The sequence below is a fragment of the Streptomyces sp. ADI95-16 genome, assembly GCF_003721495.1.
In the GTDB taxonomy this organism is placed as follows: Bacteria; Actinomycetota; Actinomycetes; order Streptomycetales; family Streptomycetaceae; genus Streptomyces; species Streptomyces goshikiensis.
Window position 1 is genome coordinate 3,016,888 of the sequence record NZ_CP033581.1, and the last position, 16,198, is coordinate 3,033,085.

At 72.0% G+C, this 16,198-nt stretch carries 15 protein-coding genes and 2 tRNA genes; 1 reads left to right on the forward strand and 16 read right to left on the reverse strand.

Annotated features, from left to right (window positions below):
- Nucleotides 1-315: 315 nt before the first annotated feature.
- From EES41_RS13220 to EES41_RS41400, 11 genes are all read right to left on the reverse strand, one after another.
- Complete coding sequence (locus EES41_RS13220; RefSeq protein ID WP_123078269.1) at nucleotides 316-1,161, reverse strand: DegV family protein; 846 nt, start codon at nucleotides 1,159-1,161, stop codon at nucleotides 316-318.
- A 165-nt stretch (nucleotides 1,162-1,326) separates the two neighbouring features.
- The gene (locus tag EES41_RS13225) at nucleotides 1,327-2,055 is read right to left on the reverse strand and encodes a hypothetical protein (protein ID WP_123078271.1); all 729 of its coding nucleotides are present in this window, start codon (nucleotides 2,053-2,055) and stop codon (nucleotides 1,327-1,329) included.
- A gap of 171 nt (nucleotides 2,056-2,226) precedes the next feature.
- Nucleotides 2,227-5,109 (reverse strand): leucine--tRNA ligase, encoded by a 2,883-nt coding sequence (gene leuS, locus EES41_RS13230; RefSeq protein ID WP_123078273.1) that lies wholly within the window; start codon nucleotides 5,107-5,109, stop codon nucleotides 2,227-2,229.
- A gap of 281 nt (nucleotides 5,110-5,390) precedes the next feature.
- Nucleotides 5,391-5,463, reverse strand: a tRNA-Ala gene (locus tag EES41_RS13235).
- Between the two features lie 131 nt (nucleotides 5,464-5,594).
- Nucleotides 5,595-5,828, reverse strand: a complete 234-nt coding sequence (locus tag EES41_RS13240) for a hypothetical protein (protein ID WP_008738908.1) — start codon at nucleotides 5,826-5,828, stop codon at nucleotides 5,595-5,597.
- A gap of 143 nt (nucleotides 5,829-5,971) precedes the next feature.
- Nucleotides 5,972-6,044, reverse strand: a tRNA-Ala gene (locus tag EES41_RS13245).
- A gap of 133 nt (nucleotides 6,045-6,177) precedes the next feature.
- A complete protein-coding gene (locus EES41_RS13250; protein ID WP_123078275.1) occupies nucleotides 6,178-6,861 on the reverse strand; it encodes a histidine phosphatase family protein in 684 nt (227 codons plus the stop codon).
- Nucleotides 6,858-7,304, reverse strand: coding sequence for a ribosome silencing factor (rsfS, locus tag EES41_RS13255; RefSeq protein WP_008738910.1), 447 nt, complete (start codon nucleotides 7,302-7,304; stop codon nucleotides 6,858-6,860). The genes EES41_RS13250 and rsfS overlap by 4 nt, the downstream gene beginning before the upstream one ends.
- A gap of 108 nt (nucleotides 7,305-7,412) precedes the next feature.
- A complete protein-coding gene (locus EES41_RS13260) occupies nucleotides 7,413-9,083 on the reverse strand; it encodes an LCP family protein (protein ID WP_123078277.1) in 1,671 nt (556 codons plus the stop codon).
- 24 nt (nucleotides 9,084-9,107) lie between these two features.
- Nucleotides 9,108-9,725, reverse strand: a complete 618-nt coding sequence (gene nadD / locus EES41_RS13265; protein WP_123078279.1) for a nicotinate-nucleotide adenylyltransferase — start codon at nucleotides 9,723-9,725, stop codon at nucleotides 9,108-9,110.
- Between the two features lie 66 nt (nucleotides 9,726-9,791).
- The gene (locus tag EES41_RS41400) at nucleotides 9,792-9,959 is read right to left on the reverse strand and encodes a hypothetical protein (RefSeq protein ID WP_164495826.1); all 168 of its coding nucleotides are present in this window, start codon (nucleotides 9,957-9,959) and stop codon (nucleotides 9,792-9,794) included.
- A gap of 140 nt (nucleotides 9,960-10,099) precedes the next feature.
- Here EES41_RS41400 and EES41_RS13270 point away from each other — a divergent pair, with 140 nt between their 5' ends.
- Entirely contained in the window at nucleotides 10,100-11,182 is a 1,083-nt protein-coding gene (locus tag EES41_RS13270; protein WP_123078281.1) for a M48 family metallopeptidase, read from the forward strand.
- On the opposite strand, the gene EES41_RS13275 is transcribed toward EES41_RS13270, so the two are convergent.
- From EES41_RS13275 to proB, 5 genes are all read right to left on the reverse strand, one after another.
- Nucleotides 11,166-12,311: a hypothetical protein gene (locus EES41_RS13275; protein ID WP_123078283.1), complete on the reverse strand. Its 1,146-nt coding sequence runs from the start codon at nucleotides 12,309-12,311 to the stop codon at nucleotides 11,166-11,168. The genes EES41_RS13270 and EES41_RS13275 overlap by 17 nt on opposite strands.
- 69 nt (nucleotides 12,312-12,380) lie before the next feature.
- Nucleotides 12,381-12,923: a hypothetical protein gene (locus tag EES41_RS13280; RefSeq protein ID WP_123078285.1), complete on the reverse strand. Its 543-nt coding sequence runs from the start codon at nucleotides 12,921-12,923 to the stop codon at nucleotides 12,381-12,383.
- Nucleotides 12,924-12,999: 76 nt separating this feature from the next.
- Complete coding sequence (locus EES41_RS13285; RefSeq protein WP_123078287.1) at nucleotides 13,000-14,277, reverse strand: glutamate-5-semialdehyde dehydrogenase; 1,278 nt, start codon at nucleotides 14,275-14,277, stop codon at nucleotides 13,000-13,002.
- Between the two features lie 241 nt (nucleotides 14,278-14,518).
- The gene (locus tag EES41_RS13290; RefSeq protein ID WP_250568512.1) at nucleotides 14,519-14,917 is read right to left on the reverse strand and encodes a hypothetical protein; all 399 of its coding nucleotides are present in this window, start codon (nucleotides 14,915-14,917) and stop codon (nucleotides 14,519-14,521) included.
- A 96-nt stretch (nucleotides 14,918-15,013) separates the two neighbouring features.
- Entirely contained in the window at nucleotides 15,014-16,141 is a 1,128-nt protein-coding gene (gene proB, locus EES41_RS13295) for a glutamate 5-kinase (RefSeq protein ID WP_123078291.1), read from the reverse strand.
- Between the last annotated feature and the right edge of the window lie 57 nt (nucleotides 16,142-16,198).

Genomic DNA, 16,198 nt, shown 5'->3' on the forward strand with positions numbered 1-16,198 from the left:
CCGCCAACGGCGGGGCAGGCCGCACCGCCAACGGCGGGGCAGGCTCACCGCCGCCCAGCAGGGCCTCGGCCCGCCGCCGCATCGCGATGGGGTCGGGGTGCGGGTCCGCACCCCGGCGGGCACCGCTGCGATGCCGCAGACGGCCGTCGGAGAGAGGGCGGCGGCCGGGGCCACTGGTGGCGCCGGCAGGTCGGGGAGTACGCGTTCGAGTCGTCATGCCACGACGGTAGGGGCCGCTCCCGATCCCCGTTCGGACCCCTCAATTCCGGTGGATGGCCGCCGCGTTGTGGATATCCCGGCCACCCGTTCCGGTGATCAGCGGGGGGACACGACCGCCGCGAGCAGGCCCGGCCCGGTGTGCGCGCCGATCACCGCGCCGACCTCGCTGACGTGCAGCTCGACCAGGCCGGGGATGCGCTCACGCAGCCGCTGCGCCAGCTTCTCGGCCCGCTCCGGGGCCGCCAGGTGGTGCACGGCGACATCCACGCTGGCCGTGCCCGCCCGCTCGACGGCGAGTTCCTCCAGGCGGGCGATGGCCTTGGAGGCCGTGCGCACCTTCTCCAGCATCTCGATCCGCCCGCCGTCCAGCGTCAGCAGCGGCTTGACCGCGAGGGCCGAGCCGAGCAGGGCCTGCGCGGCGCCGATCCGGCCGCCGCGGCGGAGGTAGTCGAGGGTGTCGACGTAGAAGTACGCGGACATGTCCGCGGCGCGCTTCTCGGCGGCGGCCACGGCCTCGTCGACGGAACCGCCGGCCTCGGCCGCCTCGGCGGCGGCGAGGGCGCAGAATCCGAGGGCCATCGCGACCATGCCGGTGTCGACGACGCGCACCGGGACGGAGGCCGTCTTGGCGGCGACCACGGCGGCGTCGTAGGTGCCGGAGAACTCGGCGGACAGGTGCAGGCTCACGATGCCCGTGGCCCCCGCGTCGGCAGCCGCCTGGTAGGCCCGTACGAACATCTCCGGACTGGGGCGCGAGGTGGTGACGGACCTGCGCTTCTGCAGGGCCACGGCGAGGCTGCGGGCCGAGATCTCGGTGCCCTCCTCCAAGGCCTCGTCGCCGAGCACCACGGTGAGGGGGACGGAGGTGATCCCGTGCCGCGCCATCGCCGGGTGGGGCAGGTAGGCCGTGGAATCGGTGACGATCGCGACATGGCGGGACATGAGCCGGAGGTTACCGCCCGTGGCGGTCCGACGGCAGCCCGGGCCCACCCGAAGCGGCCCACACGCCTCCCGTGCCCCCAGGGCAACCCGAACCCGCGTCCGAGCATCATCGGTCGCCGGGCACCCGGCCCAGCCGCGGCCCGGTCGGCGCCCGGACCCGCCGCCTCAGGTCGTGGTCTCGGGGCGCGGCGCCTTCTGCCAGGGGTACGAGGGCGCCGGGGCGGACGGATTCAGCGCCGTCGGCCCCGGCTCCGCCTGCGCACCCCGGCCCGGAGCGGCCCCCGGCGGGGTCTGCGCCGCGTCCCAGGCGGCCGCGGCGGCCGCCAGGTCGTCCGCCGGCTCGCGCGACCAGTCCCGCAGCGCCCCCGACTCGACCTCGATCTGCTCGGACAGCGACGACAGCTCGTCCGCGGAGAAGCGGTGCGCCCGCTCCCGCGCGGCCCACCGCAGCGAATCCGCCGACTGCTTGATCTTGGCGGCACGTTCCCGCAGCTCGGGAAGCATCTCGGCGGTCCGCTTGCGGTCCGGTTCCTGCTCCAGGCGCCGCAGCTCGTCATCCAGCTCTCGGCCGTGCGCGCTCAGCCGCTCGAACAGCCCGATGGACTCCTTCAGCGAGGGGTCGGAGCGCACCCCGTCATGCAGGGCCTGCTGCGTGGCCCGCATCGACGTCCGCAGGTCCAGGCGCAGCTGTGCCAGCGACGCCGTGACCCCGATCTGGCCGAGGCTCTTGGCCTTCAGGGTGGTGTCCTCCACGGTCCGGCGGGCCTGCGTGATCGTCCGGTCCACGCCGCGCTTCGCCGCGCCGACCGCCTTCGCCGTGGCCCACGCCCCCAGACCCAGGAAGGCGAACAGCATCAAGAGGGCAAAGATGATGACCAACGCGCCGGCCTCCATGAGGCTCCCCTTCCCCTGCCTTTTTCCGTCCCCTCCACCGTAAACGCCACGGGCAGGTTGGGGGTTCCCATCGAACCCCCAACCTGCCCGTACGGGATCACCCTCAGAGGGCCCCGAAAGCCGTCACGCGACGCCACACGACGTCACGCGACGCCACGCGACGTAAAAGCGTCACACGACGATGTTCACCAGCTTCGGCGCGCGCACGATCACCTTGCGGATCTCCGCACCGCCCAGCGCCGCCACGACCGCCTCGTCGCCCAGCGCCAGCTTCTCCAGGTCGCCCTCGGAGATCGTCGGCGGCACCTCCAGCCGCGCCTTGACCTTGCCCTTGATCTGCACCACGCAGGTCACGGTCTCGTCCACGACGTACGCCGGGTCCGCGACCGGGAAGTCCTGGTGGACCACCGAATCGCCGTGCCCCAGCCGCTGCCACAGCTCCTCCGCGATGTGCGGGGCCAGCGGCGCGATCAGCAGCACCAGCTGCTCCGCCACGGACCGCTCCAGCGGCCGGCCCGCCTTCGTCAGCGCGTTGTTCAGCTCGGTGATCTTCGCGATGGCGGTGTTGAACCGCAGCGCCGCCAGGTCCGCGCCGGCCCCGTCGATCGCCTTGTGCAGCGCGCGCAGCGTGTCCTCGGCGGGCTCGGCGTCGACGACCGTCACCGCGCCCGTCTCCTCGTCCACGATGTTGCGCCACAGGCGCTGCAGCAGCCGGTACTGGCCCACCACGGCCCGGGTGTCCCACGGACGCGAGACGTCCAGCGGGCCCATGGCCATCTCGTACAGGCGCAGCGTGTCGGCGCCGTACTCCTCGCAGATCTCGTCGGGCGTGACGGCGTTCTTCAGGGACTTGCCCATCTTGCCCAGCTCGCGCTTGACCGGCTCGCCCTCGAAGAAGAACTTGCCGTCGCGCTCCTCGACCTCGGTGGCCGTGACCGGGAACCCGCGCTCGTCGCGGTAGACGTACGCCTGGATCATGCCCTGGTTGAACAGCTTGTGGAACGGCTCGACCGAGGAGACGTGGCCCAGGTCGAACAGCACCTTGGACCAGAAGCGCGCGTACAGCAGGTGCAGCACCGCGTGCTCGGCGCCGCCCACGTACAGGTCGACGCCGCCGTGCGGCTGGCCCTCGCGGGGGCCCATCCAGTACTGCTCGATCTCCGGGTCCACCAGGGCCGACGCGTTGTTCGGGTCCAGGTAGCGCAGCTCGTACCAGCAGGAGCCGGCCCAGTTCGGCATGGTGTTGGTCTCGCGGCGGTACGGGCGCACACCGCGCCCGTCGCCCAGGTCCAGCTCCACGTTGACCCAGTCGGCCTTGCGCGACAGCGGGGTCTCCGGCTGCGACAGCGCGTCGTCCGGCTCGAAGGTGCGCGGCGAGTAGTCCTCGACCTCGGGCAGCTCCAGCGGCAGCATCGACTCGGGCAGCGAGTGGGCGACGCCGTCCTCGTCGTAGACGATCGGGAAGGGCTCGCCCCAGTACCGCTGGCGGCTGAACAGCCAGTCGCGCAGACGGAAGTTGACGGTGCCCTCGCCGATGCCGCGCTCGGCCAGCCAGTCGGTGATGGCGGCCTTGGCCTCTACGACGCCCAGGCCGTCCAGGGAAATGCCCTCGCCGGCCGAGTTGACCAGCGCCGCGTCGTAGGAGACGAACGCCGCGTCCCATTCGGCCGGGTCGGTCCCGCGGCCGTCGGTCGGCTGGACGACGCAGCGCATCGGCAGCTCGAAGGCGCGCGCGAACTCGAAGTCGCGGCTGTCGTGCGCGGGGACGGCCATGATCGCGCCGGTGCCGTAGCCCATCAGCACGTAGTCGGCGATGAAGACCGGGACCTTCGCGCCGCTGACCGGGTTGAGCGCGTACTCGCCGGTGAAGACGCCGGTCTTGTCCTTGGCCTCGGCCTGCCGCTCGACGTCGGACTTCGAGGCGGCCTGCTTGCGGTACGCCGCGACGGCCTCCGCCGGGGTGGCGTGCCCGCCGGTCCACACGTCGTGGGTGCCCTCGGGCCAGGCGGCCGGGATGAACTTGTCGACCAGCGGGTGCTCGGGGGCCAGCACCATGTAGGTGGCGCCGAACAGGGTGTCGGGGCGGGTGGTGAAGACGGTGATCGCGTCCTCGCCCAGCGCGAAGTCGACGCGCGCGCCCTCGCTGCGGCCGATCCAGTTGCGCTGCTGCAGCTTGATGGCCTCGGGCCAGTCCAGCGCGTCCAAGTCGTCCAGCAGGCGGTCCGCGTAGGCGGTGATCCGCATGTTCCACTGGCTCAGCTTGGCCTTGAAGACGGGGAAGTTGCCGCGCTCGGACCGGCCGTCCGCGGTGACCTCCTCGTTGGCCAGGACGGTGCCCAGGCCCGGGCACCAGTTGACGGGCGCGTCGGAGGCGTACGCCAGCCGGTACTCGTTCAGTACGTCGGCCCGCTCGCCGGCGGTCAGGTCCGCCCAGGCGCGGCCGCCCGCGACGCCGGCCGGAACCTCACGGGAGCCGTCCTCGAAGGCGGCGATCAGCTCGGCGATCGGCCGGGCCTTCTTCGCGTCCGCGTCGTACCAGGAGTTGTAGATCTGCAGGAAGATCCACTGGGTCCACTTGTAGTAGTCCGGGTCGATCGTCGCGAACGACCGGCGCTTGTCGTGGCCCAGGCCCAGGCGGCGCAGCTGGACCTTCATGTTCTCGATGTTCGCCTCGGTCGACACGCGCGGGTGCGTCCCGGTCTGCACGGCGTACTGCTCGGCCGGCAGGCCGAAGGCGTCGAAGCCCAGGGTGTGCAGGACGTTGTGGCCGGTCATCCGCTGGTGGCGGGCGTAGACGTCGGTGGCGATGTACCCGAGCGGGTGGCCGACGTGCAGGCCCGCACCTGAGGGGTACGGGAACATGTCCATGATGAACTTCTTGGGCCGCGCGACGACCTCCGGGTCCCCGGCCAGGTCACCGGTCGGGTTCGGGGCCTCGTACGTGCCCCGCGCGTCCCATACGTCCTGCCAGCGTGCCTCGATGTCGGCGGCCATGGCAGCCGTGTAGCGGTGCGCCTCGGCCGCCTCGGGGGCCGGGGTGTTCGTCTCGCTCATGATTTCTGAAGCTCCATCGATCGTCTCTGCCGTCTCTGCCTGCCCAAACGAAAAAACCCCTCGCACAGGAGGGGGCGCCGCGCCGGTGCCGACCGTCTCGAAGGGTCGGCGCTGATCAGCGCGGCTCGGTAAGCAGAAGGCGTACGGCACGCATGGCGTCAGGGTACCGCAGCGGCCCCTTCCGACGCTCGGCCGTTCCACCGCTCGACACGGGACGCGACGACAAAGTGGGACACAACGAGAAGCGGGCCACCCGATCCGGGTGGCCCGCTTCTTCACTGTGGAGCTAAGGAGAATTGAACTCCTGACCTCCTGCATGCCATGCAGGCGCTCTACCAACTGAGCTATAGCCCCTTGTTGCGCTTGCCGCTCCGGTTTCCCTTGCCGGTTCCCCTTGGCGACATCCCAAACATTACACGGTCATGGCCCTGGTCCAAAAATCGGTTTCCGCCGACCAGAGGCCATGTCCGGTTTGAGACAACTTGTCACGCTCTCGCGAACTGATAGAACCGCTTGAGCGTGCAGTGCTCGTCGAGCAGCCGCCCATAGATCGGCTCCCCTTCCAGCTCACGGTACGTCTCGATCGGGTCGCCTTTTATGATCAGCGCCCGCGCGCATTCCTCGCACCAGTACTGGTAGTCGGGGTTGACCGGGTCCATGTCCCGCACGATCGGCGTGCCGTTGTTGCACCAGTCGCACCGCCGCCGGTGTGCACCCATCCGTCAGCGACTCCCTCCCGCGTCGGGCCGTCGTGTCCCCCTCCGGCCGTCCGATTCTGCCATGACGTTACGGGGCGGGTCAGCCAGCACAAAAGGAACAAACGCAAGGATCCCGCCCCCTGTTGGGGACGGGATCCTGATTGTGGAGCTAAGGAGAATTGAACTCCTGACCTCCTGCATGCCATGCAGGCGCTCTACCAACTGAGCTATAGCCCCGCTCTCCGCCGCGCTCCCCCCGTTTCCGGTGTTCTGCGCTGCGAACAAGAAGAACTCTAGCCTGCGACCAGCCGGAAAGTGAAATCCGGGTGGGAGCCCCGGCCCGGCGCCGCCGGAGGCCTCGCGAGAGGCCTCAGTCGTCGTCGCCGAGGACGGGTTCCGGCAGCGTGCCGGCGTTGTGCTCCATCAGGCGCCAGCCGCGCGCGCCCTCGCCGAGGACGGACCAGCAGCAGTTGGAGAGCCCGCCCAGGCCCTCCCAGTAGGACGACTCCAGTCCGAGCAGCCTGCCGATGGTCGTACGGATGGTGCCGCCGTGGCTGACCACGACGAGCGTGCCGCCGGCCGGCAGCCGGTCGGCGTGCGCCAGCACCACCGGCGCGGCCCGGTCGGCGACTTCGGTCTCCAGCTCGCCGCCGCCGCGGCGCACGGGCTCGCCGCGCTTCCACGCCGCGTACTGCTCGCCGTACTTCCCGAGGATCTCGTCGTGCGTGAGGCCCTGCCACTCACCGGCGTACGTCTCGCGCAGCGCCTCGTCGTGCTCCACGGGCAGGCCCGTGACCGCAGCCAGCTCGGCGGCCGTCGCGGCGGCCCGCTGGAGGTCGGAGGCCACGATGGCGTCCGGCTTCAGCGAGGCGAGCAGCCGGGCGGCGCGGCGCGCCTGCGCCACACCCGTCTCGGTCAGCTCGATGTCCGTGGAGCCCTGGAAGCGGCGCTCCAGGTTCCACGAGGTCTGGCCGTGCCGCCACAGGACGATCTTCCGGCCGGTCCGGCCGGCCCCCTCGGTCCCGGCGGCCGTGCCGGTGCTCGGCGCGCTCAGAACAGATCACCGTCCAGTTCGTCGTCGCCCTGAGCCTCACGCAGCTTGGCGTGCTCCTCGGCCTTGCCCTTGGTGAGCTTGGCGTCCTCGGGGAGGTCGATCTCGGGGCAGTCCTTCCACAGGCGCTCCAGCGCGTAGAAGACCCGCTCCTCGCTGTGCTGCACGTGCACGACGATGTCGATGTAGTCGAGGAGGATCCAGCGGGCGTCGCGGTCGCCCTCACGGCGCACCGGCTTGGCGCCGAGCTCCTTGAGCAGGCGCTCCTCGATCTCGTCCACGATCGACTTGACCTGGCGGTCGTTGGGGGCCGAGGCGAGCAGGAAGGCGTCGGTGATCGACAGCACGTCGCTGACGTCGTACGCGATGATGTCGTGCGCGAGCCGGTCGGCCGCGGCCTGGGCGGCGGCGGTGATGAGCTCGATGGAGCGGTCCGTGGCGGTCACTGGCCATGCTTTCGGGTTGGCGGGCAGATCCTTACAAGGGTCTCATGTACCGCCATCGCCGCCCGCGCGGAAGGTCCCGCGCGGGCGGCGATCCAGCCCGATGCCTGGTCAGGACGGTTTGTAGTCCTTGCCCAGGGTCACCACGACGTCCGCGTTCACGGCGTTCTCGCCCTTCTTCACGGCCGTCTCGGCCAGCCCCAGCGTCTTGGCGACCTCGACCGCCCGCTCCCTCTGCGCGTCGTCCTGGTAGGTGATCTGCGAGGCGGCCTGGGTCTTGTCGGCCTTGCCTCCGTCCACGAAGGTGTAGCCGCCGTTCAGCAGCGCCGCCTTCGCCGTGACCTGCGTCTTGTCGTCGCCGGTGGCGTCCCTGAGCCCGACCCGGGGGGACGCGGCGGCCTGCGCGGCCGTGAAGTTGCCGCCGAGGATCTCCTTGACGACCGTCTTGTTGGCCTCGTCGGTGAGGGAGCCGTCCGCCTTCACGGCGAGCAGCTCGGTGCGGTAGTCGCCGACCTTCGCGTGCTCGCCGATCCTGGACAGCATGGCGCCGAGGGTCTGGGCGTTCAGCGCGGGGTCCAGGATCTGGCCCATGCTCTCGACGGTCACGGCCGCCGCCTTGGGGTCGCCGGGGATCTTGCGCAGGACCGCGTACAGCACGCCGCCCGTCCGCTGGAGCTGCTTGGCCTCCGGCTCGCCCTGGGCGCGGTACGTGGCGTAAGCGACGGCCATCGCGCCGCTCAGGTGCTGCTTCTTGCCCTGGGCCACGGCCGGGGTCTTGGCCTTGTCGTCGGCCGGGACCGCGGCGTCGGTGTCGACGTCGATGCCGCCGACCAGCTCGACCAGGCGCTCCAGGAAGGGGGTGTCCAGGCGCCAGGTGCCGCCGATGTCGGTGCCGAGCACGGTGTCGAGGGACTCGCTGGTGCCGATGCCGCCCTCCTCGACCGCCTTGCCGAGGGCCAGGCCGGCGCCGTCCTGCCGCGGGACGGTGAGGGTGTTCGGGAGCAGGACGGTGGCGCCCTGCTTCGTGGTGACGTTGTCGACGAGCAGCGCCGTGGAGGTGCCGCCCTTCTTGGTGTTGTGCAGGTGGACGACGATCATGTCGCGCTTCTGCGCCCCGCCGGCGGCCACGGCGCCCTTCTTGCTCCCGGGGCCGTCGAGGAACGGCAGCTTGCCGGCGTACCAGAGGTAGCCGAGGCCGCCGACGACGAACAGGGCGAGGACGACGATCAGCGCCACCACGCGGTTGCGGCCGCGGCGGCGGGCCTCCTCACGGCGTTCGGTCCGGCTCTCGGTGAAGGCGAGCCAGTCGATGACGTCTTCGGATTCCTCGTCGGGCTGGTCGATGAACGCGAACTGCTCGGTGCGGTAGTCGCCGTCCGGCCCGGCCTCGGCCCGGCGCGGTTCCGGGACCTGCGCGGCCCGCCGGGGCGCCGCTTCCGGTTCGGGTTCCGGTTCGGCCGCCTGGGGCTCGGGAGCCATCTGCTGCGGGATCCACTGCTGGGCCTGCTGGGCCTGCTGGGCCTGGGCCTCGTAGCCGTAGCCGTAGCCCGGGTCGGCGGCCGGCTGAGGGTACTCCTGGGCGGCCGGCTGCTGCTGGTCGTAGCCCTGATAGTCGTACCCGTACTGCTGTTCGTACGTCTGCTCGTACTGCTGCGGGGCCTGGGCCTGGACGGCGGGCTGCGGGGGCACCTGGCCGTACACCGGTCGCCCGTACGCGTCGTAGCCGATGAGCTGCTGCTCCTGGGCGGCGTACGGGTCGTACGGCTGCTGTCGGTCGTTCACCGCGGGACCCCTCTCTCCGGAAGCTCAGGCTCCCCGGTACAGCTCACGCTTGTCGATGTAACGCACGACACCGTCCGGCACCAGATACCAGACGGGGTCCGCGTTGGCCACCCGCTCGCGGCAGTCCGTCGACGAGATCGCCAGCGCGGGCACCTCGACCAGCGAGACGCCGCCCTCGGGCAGTCCGTCGTCGGTGAGCACGTGGCCGGGGCGGGTGACGCCGATGAAGTGGGCGAGCGAGAAGAGCTCGTCGGCGTTTCGCCAGGTCAGGATCTGCGCGAGGGCATCGGCGCCGGTGATGAAGAACAGGTCGGCGTCGGCGTTGAGGGCGCTCAGGTCCCGCAGGGTGTCGATCGTGTACGTCGGGCCGCCGCGGTCGATGTCGATGCGGCTCACCGAGAACTGGGGGTTCGAGGCCGTGGCGATGACCGTCATGAGGTAGCGGTCCTCGGCGGGCGACACGGCCCCCTGGGACTTCTGCCACGGCTCGCCGGTCGGTACGAACACCACCTCGTCGAGGTGGAAAAGGGCGGCCACCTCACTGGCGGCCACCAGGTGTCCGTGGTGGATCGGGTCGAATGTCCCGCCCATCACGCCGAGCCGGCGCTTGACCGGGCCGGTAGGCACTTCCTGCTCTCCCATGAGCGCAGAGCCTACTGGCCCGGCGGGGCGGCCCGGACCCTCGGATCGAGCGTGCGCGACGGCGCTCTAGCGGTCGCGGTTCAGGCGCGTGGTCACCCACAGCATGAAGAGCAGGATGAAGAACGCGCCGCCGCCGGTCAGGTACGGGCTGAGGCTGTCGTGGTTGCCGCCGTGCTGCTCGGCCCCCTCCGAGGCGAGGACGACCAGGTTGTGGGCGGTGGAGGAGAGGCTCATCAGGCTGATACCTATCGAGTCGGGGAGCGGGCGGAGACTTCGCTCACATCGTATGCGGGGGCCCGGGGCACGCTCACGCCGACTCAGGCGTTGGAGAGGATAGACGCACGCTGAGCAAGCCGATCTAGGGGGAGGGCGCAATGACGGACACGGGATTCGAGAAGGCACCGGCGCGGGATCGCAGGAGGTTCCCCGGTATCTCCTCGCGGGCGTACGAGCATCCGGCGGACCGCTCGGCGCTGGTGGCGCTGCGCAAGCTGAGCGGGTTCGACACGGTGTTCAAGGCGCTGAGCGGGCTGCTGCCGGAGCGGAGCCTGCGGCTGCTGTTCCTGTCGGACTCGGTGCGGGTGGGCGAGACCCAGTTCGCGCACCTGCACACGATGCTGCGGGACGCCTGTTACATCCTGGACCTGGAGAAGGTCCCGCAGATGTACGTCCAGCAGGACCCGAAGCCGAACGCCATGTGCATCGGGCTGGACGAGCCGATCATCGTGGTGACGACGGGCCTGGTCGAGCTGCTCGACGAGGAGGAGATGCGCGCGGTCGTGGGCCACGAGGTGGGCCACGCGCTGTCGGGGCACTCCGTGTACCGCACGGTCCTGCTGTTCCTGACGAACCTCGCGCTGCGGGTGGCGTGGATCCCGCTGGGCAATGTGGCGATCACCGCGATCGTCACCGCGCTGCGGGAGTGGTTCCGCAAGTCGGAGCTGTCCGCGGACCGGGCCGGGCTGCTGGTGGGGCAGGACGTGACGGCCTCGATGCGGGGGCTGATGAAGATGGCGGGCGGCAACCACCTCCACGAGATGAACGTGGACGCCTTCCTGGCCCAGGCCGACGAGTACGAGAAGAGCGGCGACCTGCGCGATTCCGTGCTGAAGATCCTCAATGTGCTGCCGCGTACGCACCCCTTCACCACGGTCCGGGCGGCCGAGCTGAACAAGTGGTCGCAGAGCCGGGACTACCAGCGGATCATGGACGGCCACTACCCGCGGCGCGAGGACGACAAGGACGCCTCGGTGTCGGACTCCTTCCGGGAGTCGGCCTCGCACTACGCGGACGCGGTGCGCAGCAGCAAGGACCCGCTGTTCAAGCTGGTCGGCGACATAGCGGGCGGCGCGGCCGACGTGGGCGGCAAGCTCCGCGACAAGTTCACCGGGGCCGCCGGGTCCGGGAGCGCCGGCGGCGCCGAGGGCAAGGGCGGCGCCGCTACGGGGCAGGGCTGACGGGCTCGGTCCCGGGCGGCGGCGTCGCGAGGACGCCGCACAGCCCGGCCGCGCGCCGGGGGTGGCCGCTGGCGTACGGGTCGCTCGCGGCCGGGCCGACGGTGGTGGGGCCGGTGCCCGCGGTGAGCGGGCGGAAGCCGGCAGCCGGGTCGGCGGAGCAGTCCTGCGGCCCGGCCATCACATAGGCCGAGGCCAGCTCCGCGCGGCGGGCCGTGAGGTCCTCCCGGTCGAAGCGCAGCCGTAGCTCGCGGCGGACGGTGAAGAGCGAGGCGCCGTCGGCGGCGGCTCCGGTCGCGGAGGCGGGCCGGACCGCGTACACGAAGGTGTGGTCGGTGGTCACCTGGAGGACGTCGGGGGCCACCTCCTCGTAGCCGAGGATGCCGCTCACCCGGACGCGGGAGTCGGCCAGGACGGTGGTCGCGGGGTCGAAGCGGACGAGCCAGCCCGTCGCGGCGTACCGGCCGTCGCCGGAGGGCGAGGTCATGCTGCGGTCGAACTGGGCCAGCTGGTCGGGGTCGAGCAGTACCCGCACCGGCCGGGTGGCGGCGCCGGACAGTACGTCCGGGTCGAGCGATGACTGCACCAGGTAGTCCTTGGCGATGGACAGCGCGGCGCCGACCTGCCCGTCGGTGAAGTGCTGGGTGCGGCGCACGGCGGGCATGGTGATCCCGGCCGCCCCGACGCGGTACTGGGCGGCGGGGCTCTTCGCGTACAGCTCGGCGGGCTTCCCGCCGGGTACGACGGCGGCCGGCGCGAGCGGGACGACGGTGCTGGCGAGCGGCTCGGCGGAGCCTCCGGGCACGGGCACGTACGGGTTGCGCAGGCCCATGTAGACGGCCACGGCGAAGGCGGTGGCGATGAGCAGTACGAGCAGCATGCCCTGGCGGGCGCCCCGGCCGGGGCTTGCCGTGCGGGAGCCGCCGGAGCCCGCGCCCGACCAGATCGAGCGGCTGCGTACGGCCCGGGCGTGCTCGCCCATGCGTTCCTGGGCGGAGTACTCCTGGATCCGGGCAGCGCGGACGAAGTCCTCGTCGAACACGATCGACCGGTACTCGTCCGGGCGGAATTCGTCGTCACCCCCTCCGATGTTCTCGGGGGTGCCGTTGGGTGGGTCTCCTGGAACGGCCATCGCTTCTCCCCGCTGTCCCCGCTTCAGAGAAGCCCCCAGCTCCGGCGTATGCGAGTGGGGTCGTTACCTTCAGGGTTGGCGGACTGCGGGGTAGGTAAACGCTCCGGCCCCGGTGACTTCCCCGAGCGGAGTACTGGCGGGCGCCGGAGCGGGTTCCGCGGACCCCGAGGCGCTGCGGTAGACGGCGCTGAAGGCGAGCGCGACCATGCCGAGGCCCATCACGCAGGCGAGTACCCAGGCGACGGGGCGCAGCCACGGCGAGCGGCCCCGGTACGGGCGCAGGCTGCCGCCGTAGGCCCCGTACGGGCCGTCGGGGCCGAGGTGGCCCGGCTCCTGGTCCCAGCCGCGCTCGTCGAGGCCGTACCCGTACCCGTAGGGGTCGTGGTCCTCGTCTCCCGGCCAGCCTCCGGCGACGGCACGGGCGGCTTCCGCTTCCGCGCGCGCCCGGTCGGCGGCCCGCTGGCGCTCTGCGGCGCTCGGTTCATGGATCTCGGCGTTCCGGACGAAGTCCTCGTCGAACACCACGGAGGCGAAGTCCTCTTCCGCGCCTCCGCGGTCGTCGTTGGGCTCCCCGTCGTCCGGGAACGGCTTGCCCCCCACGTCGTCCGGCACAGGGCCAGCCTAGACCTGGGGGGCTGCTTTGGGCAGGGTGTGGGCCGAATCCGGCCACACGTTGTTCCGGTTCCGGCTACCGGATGTGACCGTCGCCGGTGACGATGTACTTGGTGGAGGTGAGCTCCGGAAGGCCCATCGGTCCCCGGGCGTGCAGCTTCTGCGTGGAGATTCCGATCTCGGCGCCGAAGCCGAACTGGCCACCGTCGGTGAACCGGGTGGAGGCGTTCACGGCGACCGTGGTCGAGTCGACCAGCTGGGTGAACCGGCGCGCCGCGGCCTGCGAGGTGGTGACGATCGCCTCGGTGTGGCCGGAGGTCCAGCGCCGGATGTGGGTGACGGCGTCGTCGAGGGAGTCCACGACGGCGGCGGCGATGTCGTACGAGAGGTACTCGGCGGCCCAGTCCTCGTCGGTGGCGGGCAGCGCGGTGGCCTTGGTGTGCTCGGCGGCCGCGAGGACCCGGGCGTCGCCGTGGACGGTGACGCCGGCGTCGGCGAGGGCGTCGAGGGCGCGCGGCAGGAAGGCGTCGGCGATGTCGCGGTGGACGAGGAGCGTCTCGGCGGAGTTGCAGACGGAGGGCCGCTGGGCCTTGGAGTTGACGAGGATGTCCACGGCCATGTCGAGGTCGGCCTGGGCGTCCACGTAGACGTGGCAGTTTCCGGTACCGGTCTCGATGACCGGAACGGTGGACTCCTCGACGACGGTCTTGATGAGGGAGGCGCCGCCGCGCGGGATCAGGACGTCGACGAGGCCGCGGGCGCGCATCAGCTCTCGGACGGAGTCGCGGGACTCGCCGGGGACGAGCTGGATCGCGTCGGCGGGGATGCCGGCGGACTCGATGGCGTCGCGGAGGATCTCGACGAGCGCGGAGTTGGAGGCGTAGGCGGAGGAGCTGCCGCGCAGCAGGACCGCGTTGCCGGACTTGAGGCAGAGGGCGGCGGCGTCGACGGTGACGTTGGGGCGGGCCTCGTAGATGATGCCGACGACGCCGAGCGGGACGCGGATCTGGCGGAGGTCGATGCCGTTGGGGAGGGTCGAGCCGCGGACGACCTCGCCGACGGGGTCGGGGAGGGCGACGACGTCGCGGACGTCGGAGGCGATGGCCGCGACGCGCTCCGGGGTGAGGGTGAGGCGGTCGATGACGGTCTCGCTGGTGCCGGCCGCGCGGGCCTTGTCGGTGTCGACGGCGTTGGCGGCGACGATCTCGGCGGTACGGGCCTCCAGGGCGTCCGCGATGGCCAGCAGCGCCGTGTCCTTGGCGAACCGCGGCAGTGGGGCGATGGCGGCGGCGGCCGTGCGGGCGCGGTGTGCGGTGGCGAGAACGGGCGAGGTCGTGGCATCGAGCGAGGTCATGCGGCCAGGGTAAGCCCCGGCCCGGCCCCCGCCGATGGGGTTCCACCCCGCGAGACGGCCGCGCCCGTGGCCGCGCGGGCCGCCGCGCGGGCTCCCGTCCCCGGGACGGTCAGGCGCCGTGCCTGCGGGGCGGGCTGCCCGCCGCCGGGCCGGCTTCTCTCCCCAGCCCGGCCCTTCTCCGTATCCCGGACTCCGCCCGGACCCGGTCCTCAAGCGCCGGACGGGCCGACATGGCCCGGGGCTAGTACGGGTGCACGCCCACCGGGTGCGCCGGGGGCGGGCCGTAGCCCTCGGCCACGCGTTGGTGGTAGGTGGCGCGGTCGATGACCTCCAGGCCGACGATCTCCCACGGCGGGAGCTGCGCCGACGAGCGGTGTTCGCCCCACAGGCGCAGGGCGACGGCGGCCGCGTCGTGGAGGTCGCGGGCCTCCTCCCAGTACCGGATCTCCGCGTGGTCGTCCGCGTAGCGGCTGGTCAGCAGGAAGGGGTGGTCGTACGCGAGCTGCTCCAGCCCGCGCCGCACCTCGGACAGCGGCGCCGGCTTGCCGGAGACGCTCAGGGTGACGTGCCAGAGGCGGGTGGCGTCGCGCTCGTCCCCGCCTCCGCCGCCGTCACCGTCCCCGGTGCCGACGCTGGTCAGCGCTCGTCCCACCAGCCGCCTCCTGTCTGCGCTACGCGTGTCCGCCCCACACAGTTGACCAGTCCCACGGCCACCGCGCGGCGGTTTTGCCGAACCTCAGCCCTGCAGCAGGACCAGATCGTCACGGTGGACGACCTCCCGCTCGTACGCGGGTCCGAGTTCCCGCGCGAGGTCGCGGGTGGAGCGGCCCAGCAGCTGCGGGAGCTCCTTGGCGTCGAAGTTGACCAGGCCCCGGGCGACGGCGTGGCCGGCGGCGGAGCGCAGTTCGACCGGGTCGCCGGCGACGAAGTCGCCCTCGACCGCTGCGATGCCGGCGGCCAGCAGCGAGCTGCCGCGCTCGGTGACGGCGCGGACGGCGCCGTCGTCGAGTACGAGGTGTCCCTGCGGGGTGGACGCGTGCTGGAGCCACAGCAGCCGGTCCGCCGAGCGGCGCCCGGTGGCGTGGAACAGCGTGCCCGTCGCCCGCCCGGCCAGGGCGTCGGCGGCCTGGCTGGCGGAGGTGAGGACCACCGGGATGCCGGCGGCCGCCGCGATCCGCGCCGCCTCGACCTTGGTGACCATGCCGCCGGTGCCGACGCCCGCCTTGCCGGCGCTGCCGATGGAGACGTGGGCGATGTCCTCGGGGCCGGACACCTCGTCGATGCGGGTGGTGCCGGGCTGGGACGGGTCGCCGTCGTAGAGGCCGTCCACGTCAGACAGCAGGACGAGCAGGTCGGCGCGGACGAGGTGGGCCACCAGCGCCGCCAGCCGGTCGTTGTCGCCGAAGCGGATCTCGTCCGTGGCGACGGTGTCGTTCTCGTTGACGACGGGCAGCGCGCCCATCGCCAGCAGCTGGTCCAGGGTCCGGTACGCGTTGCGGTAGTGCGCGCGGCGGCTGGTGTCGTCGGTGGTCAGCAGCACCTGGCCGACGCGGACCCCGTAGCGGGCGAAGGAGGCGGTGTAGCGGGCGACGAGCAGGCCCTGTCCGACGCTGGCGGCGGCCTGCTGCCGGGCCAGGTCCGTGGGGCGGCGGCGCAGGCCGAGCGGGGAGAGGCCCGCGGCGATGGCTCCGCTGGAGACCAGGACGATCTCCTTCTCGCCGCCGCTGCGCGCCTTGGCCAGTACGTCGACCAGCGCGTCCACCCGGTCCGCGTCGAGCCCGCCGGCCGCCGTGGTCAGGGAGGAGGAGCCGACCTTGACCACGATCCTGCGGGCGTCCACGACACCTTGCCTAGCCGCTGACACGTCTGTCCCCTTGCCCCTCGCCTGCGCCGATTGCTGCCCGCCCAATCTACGGGGTGG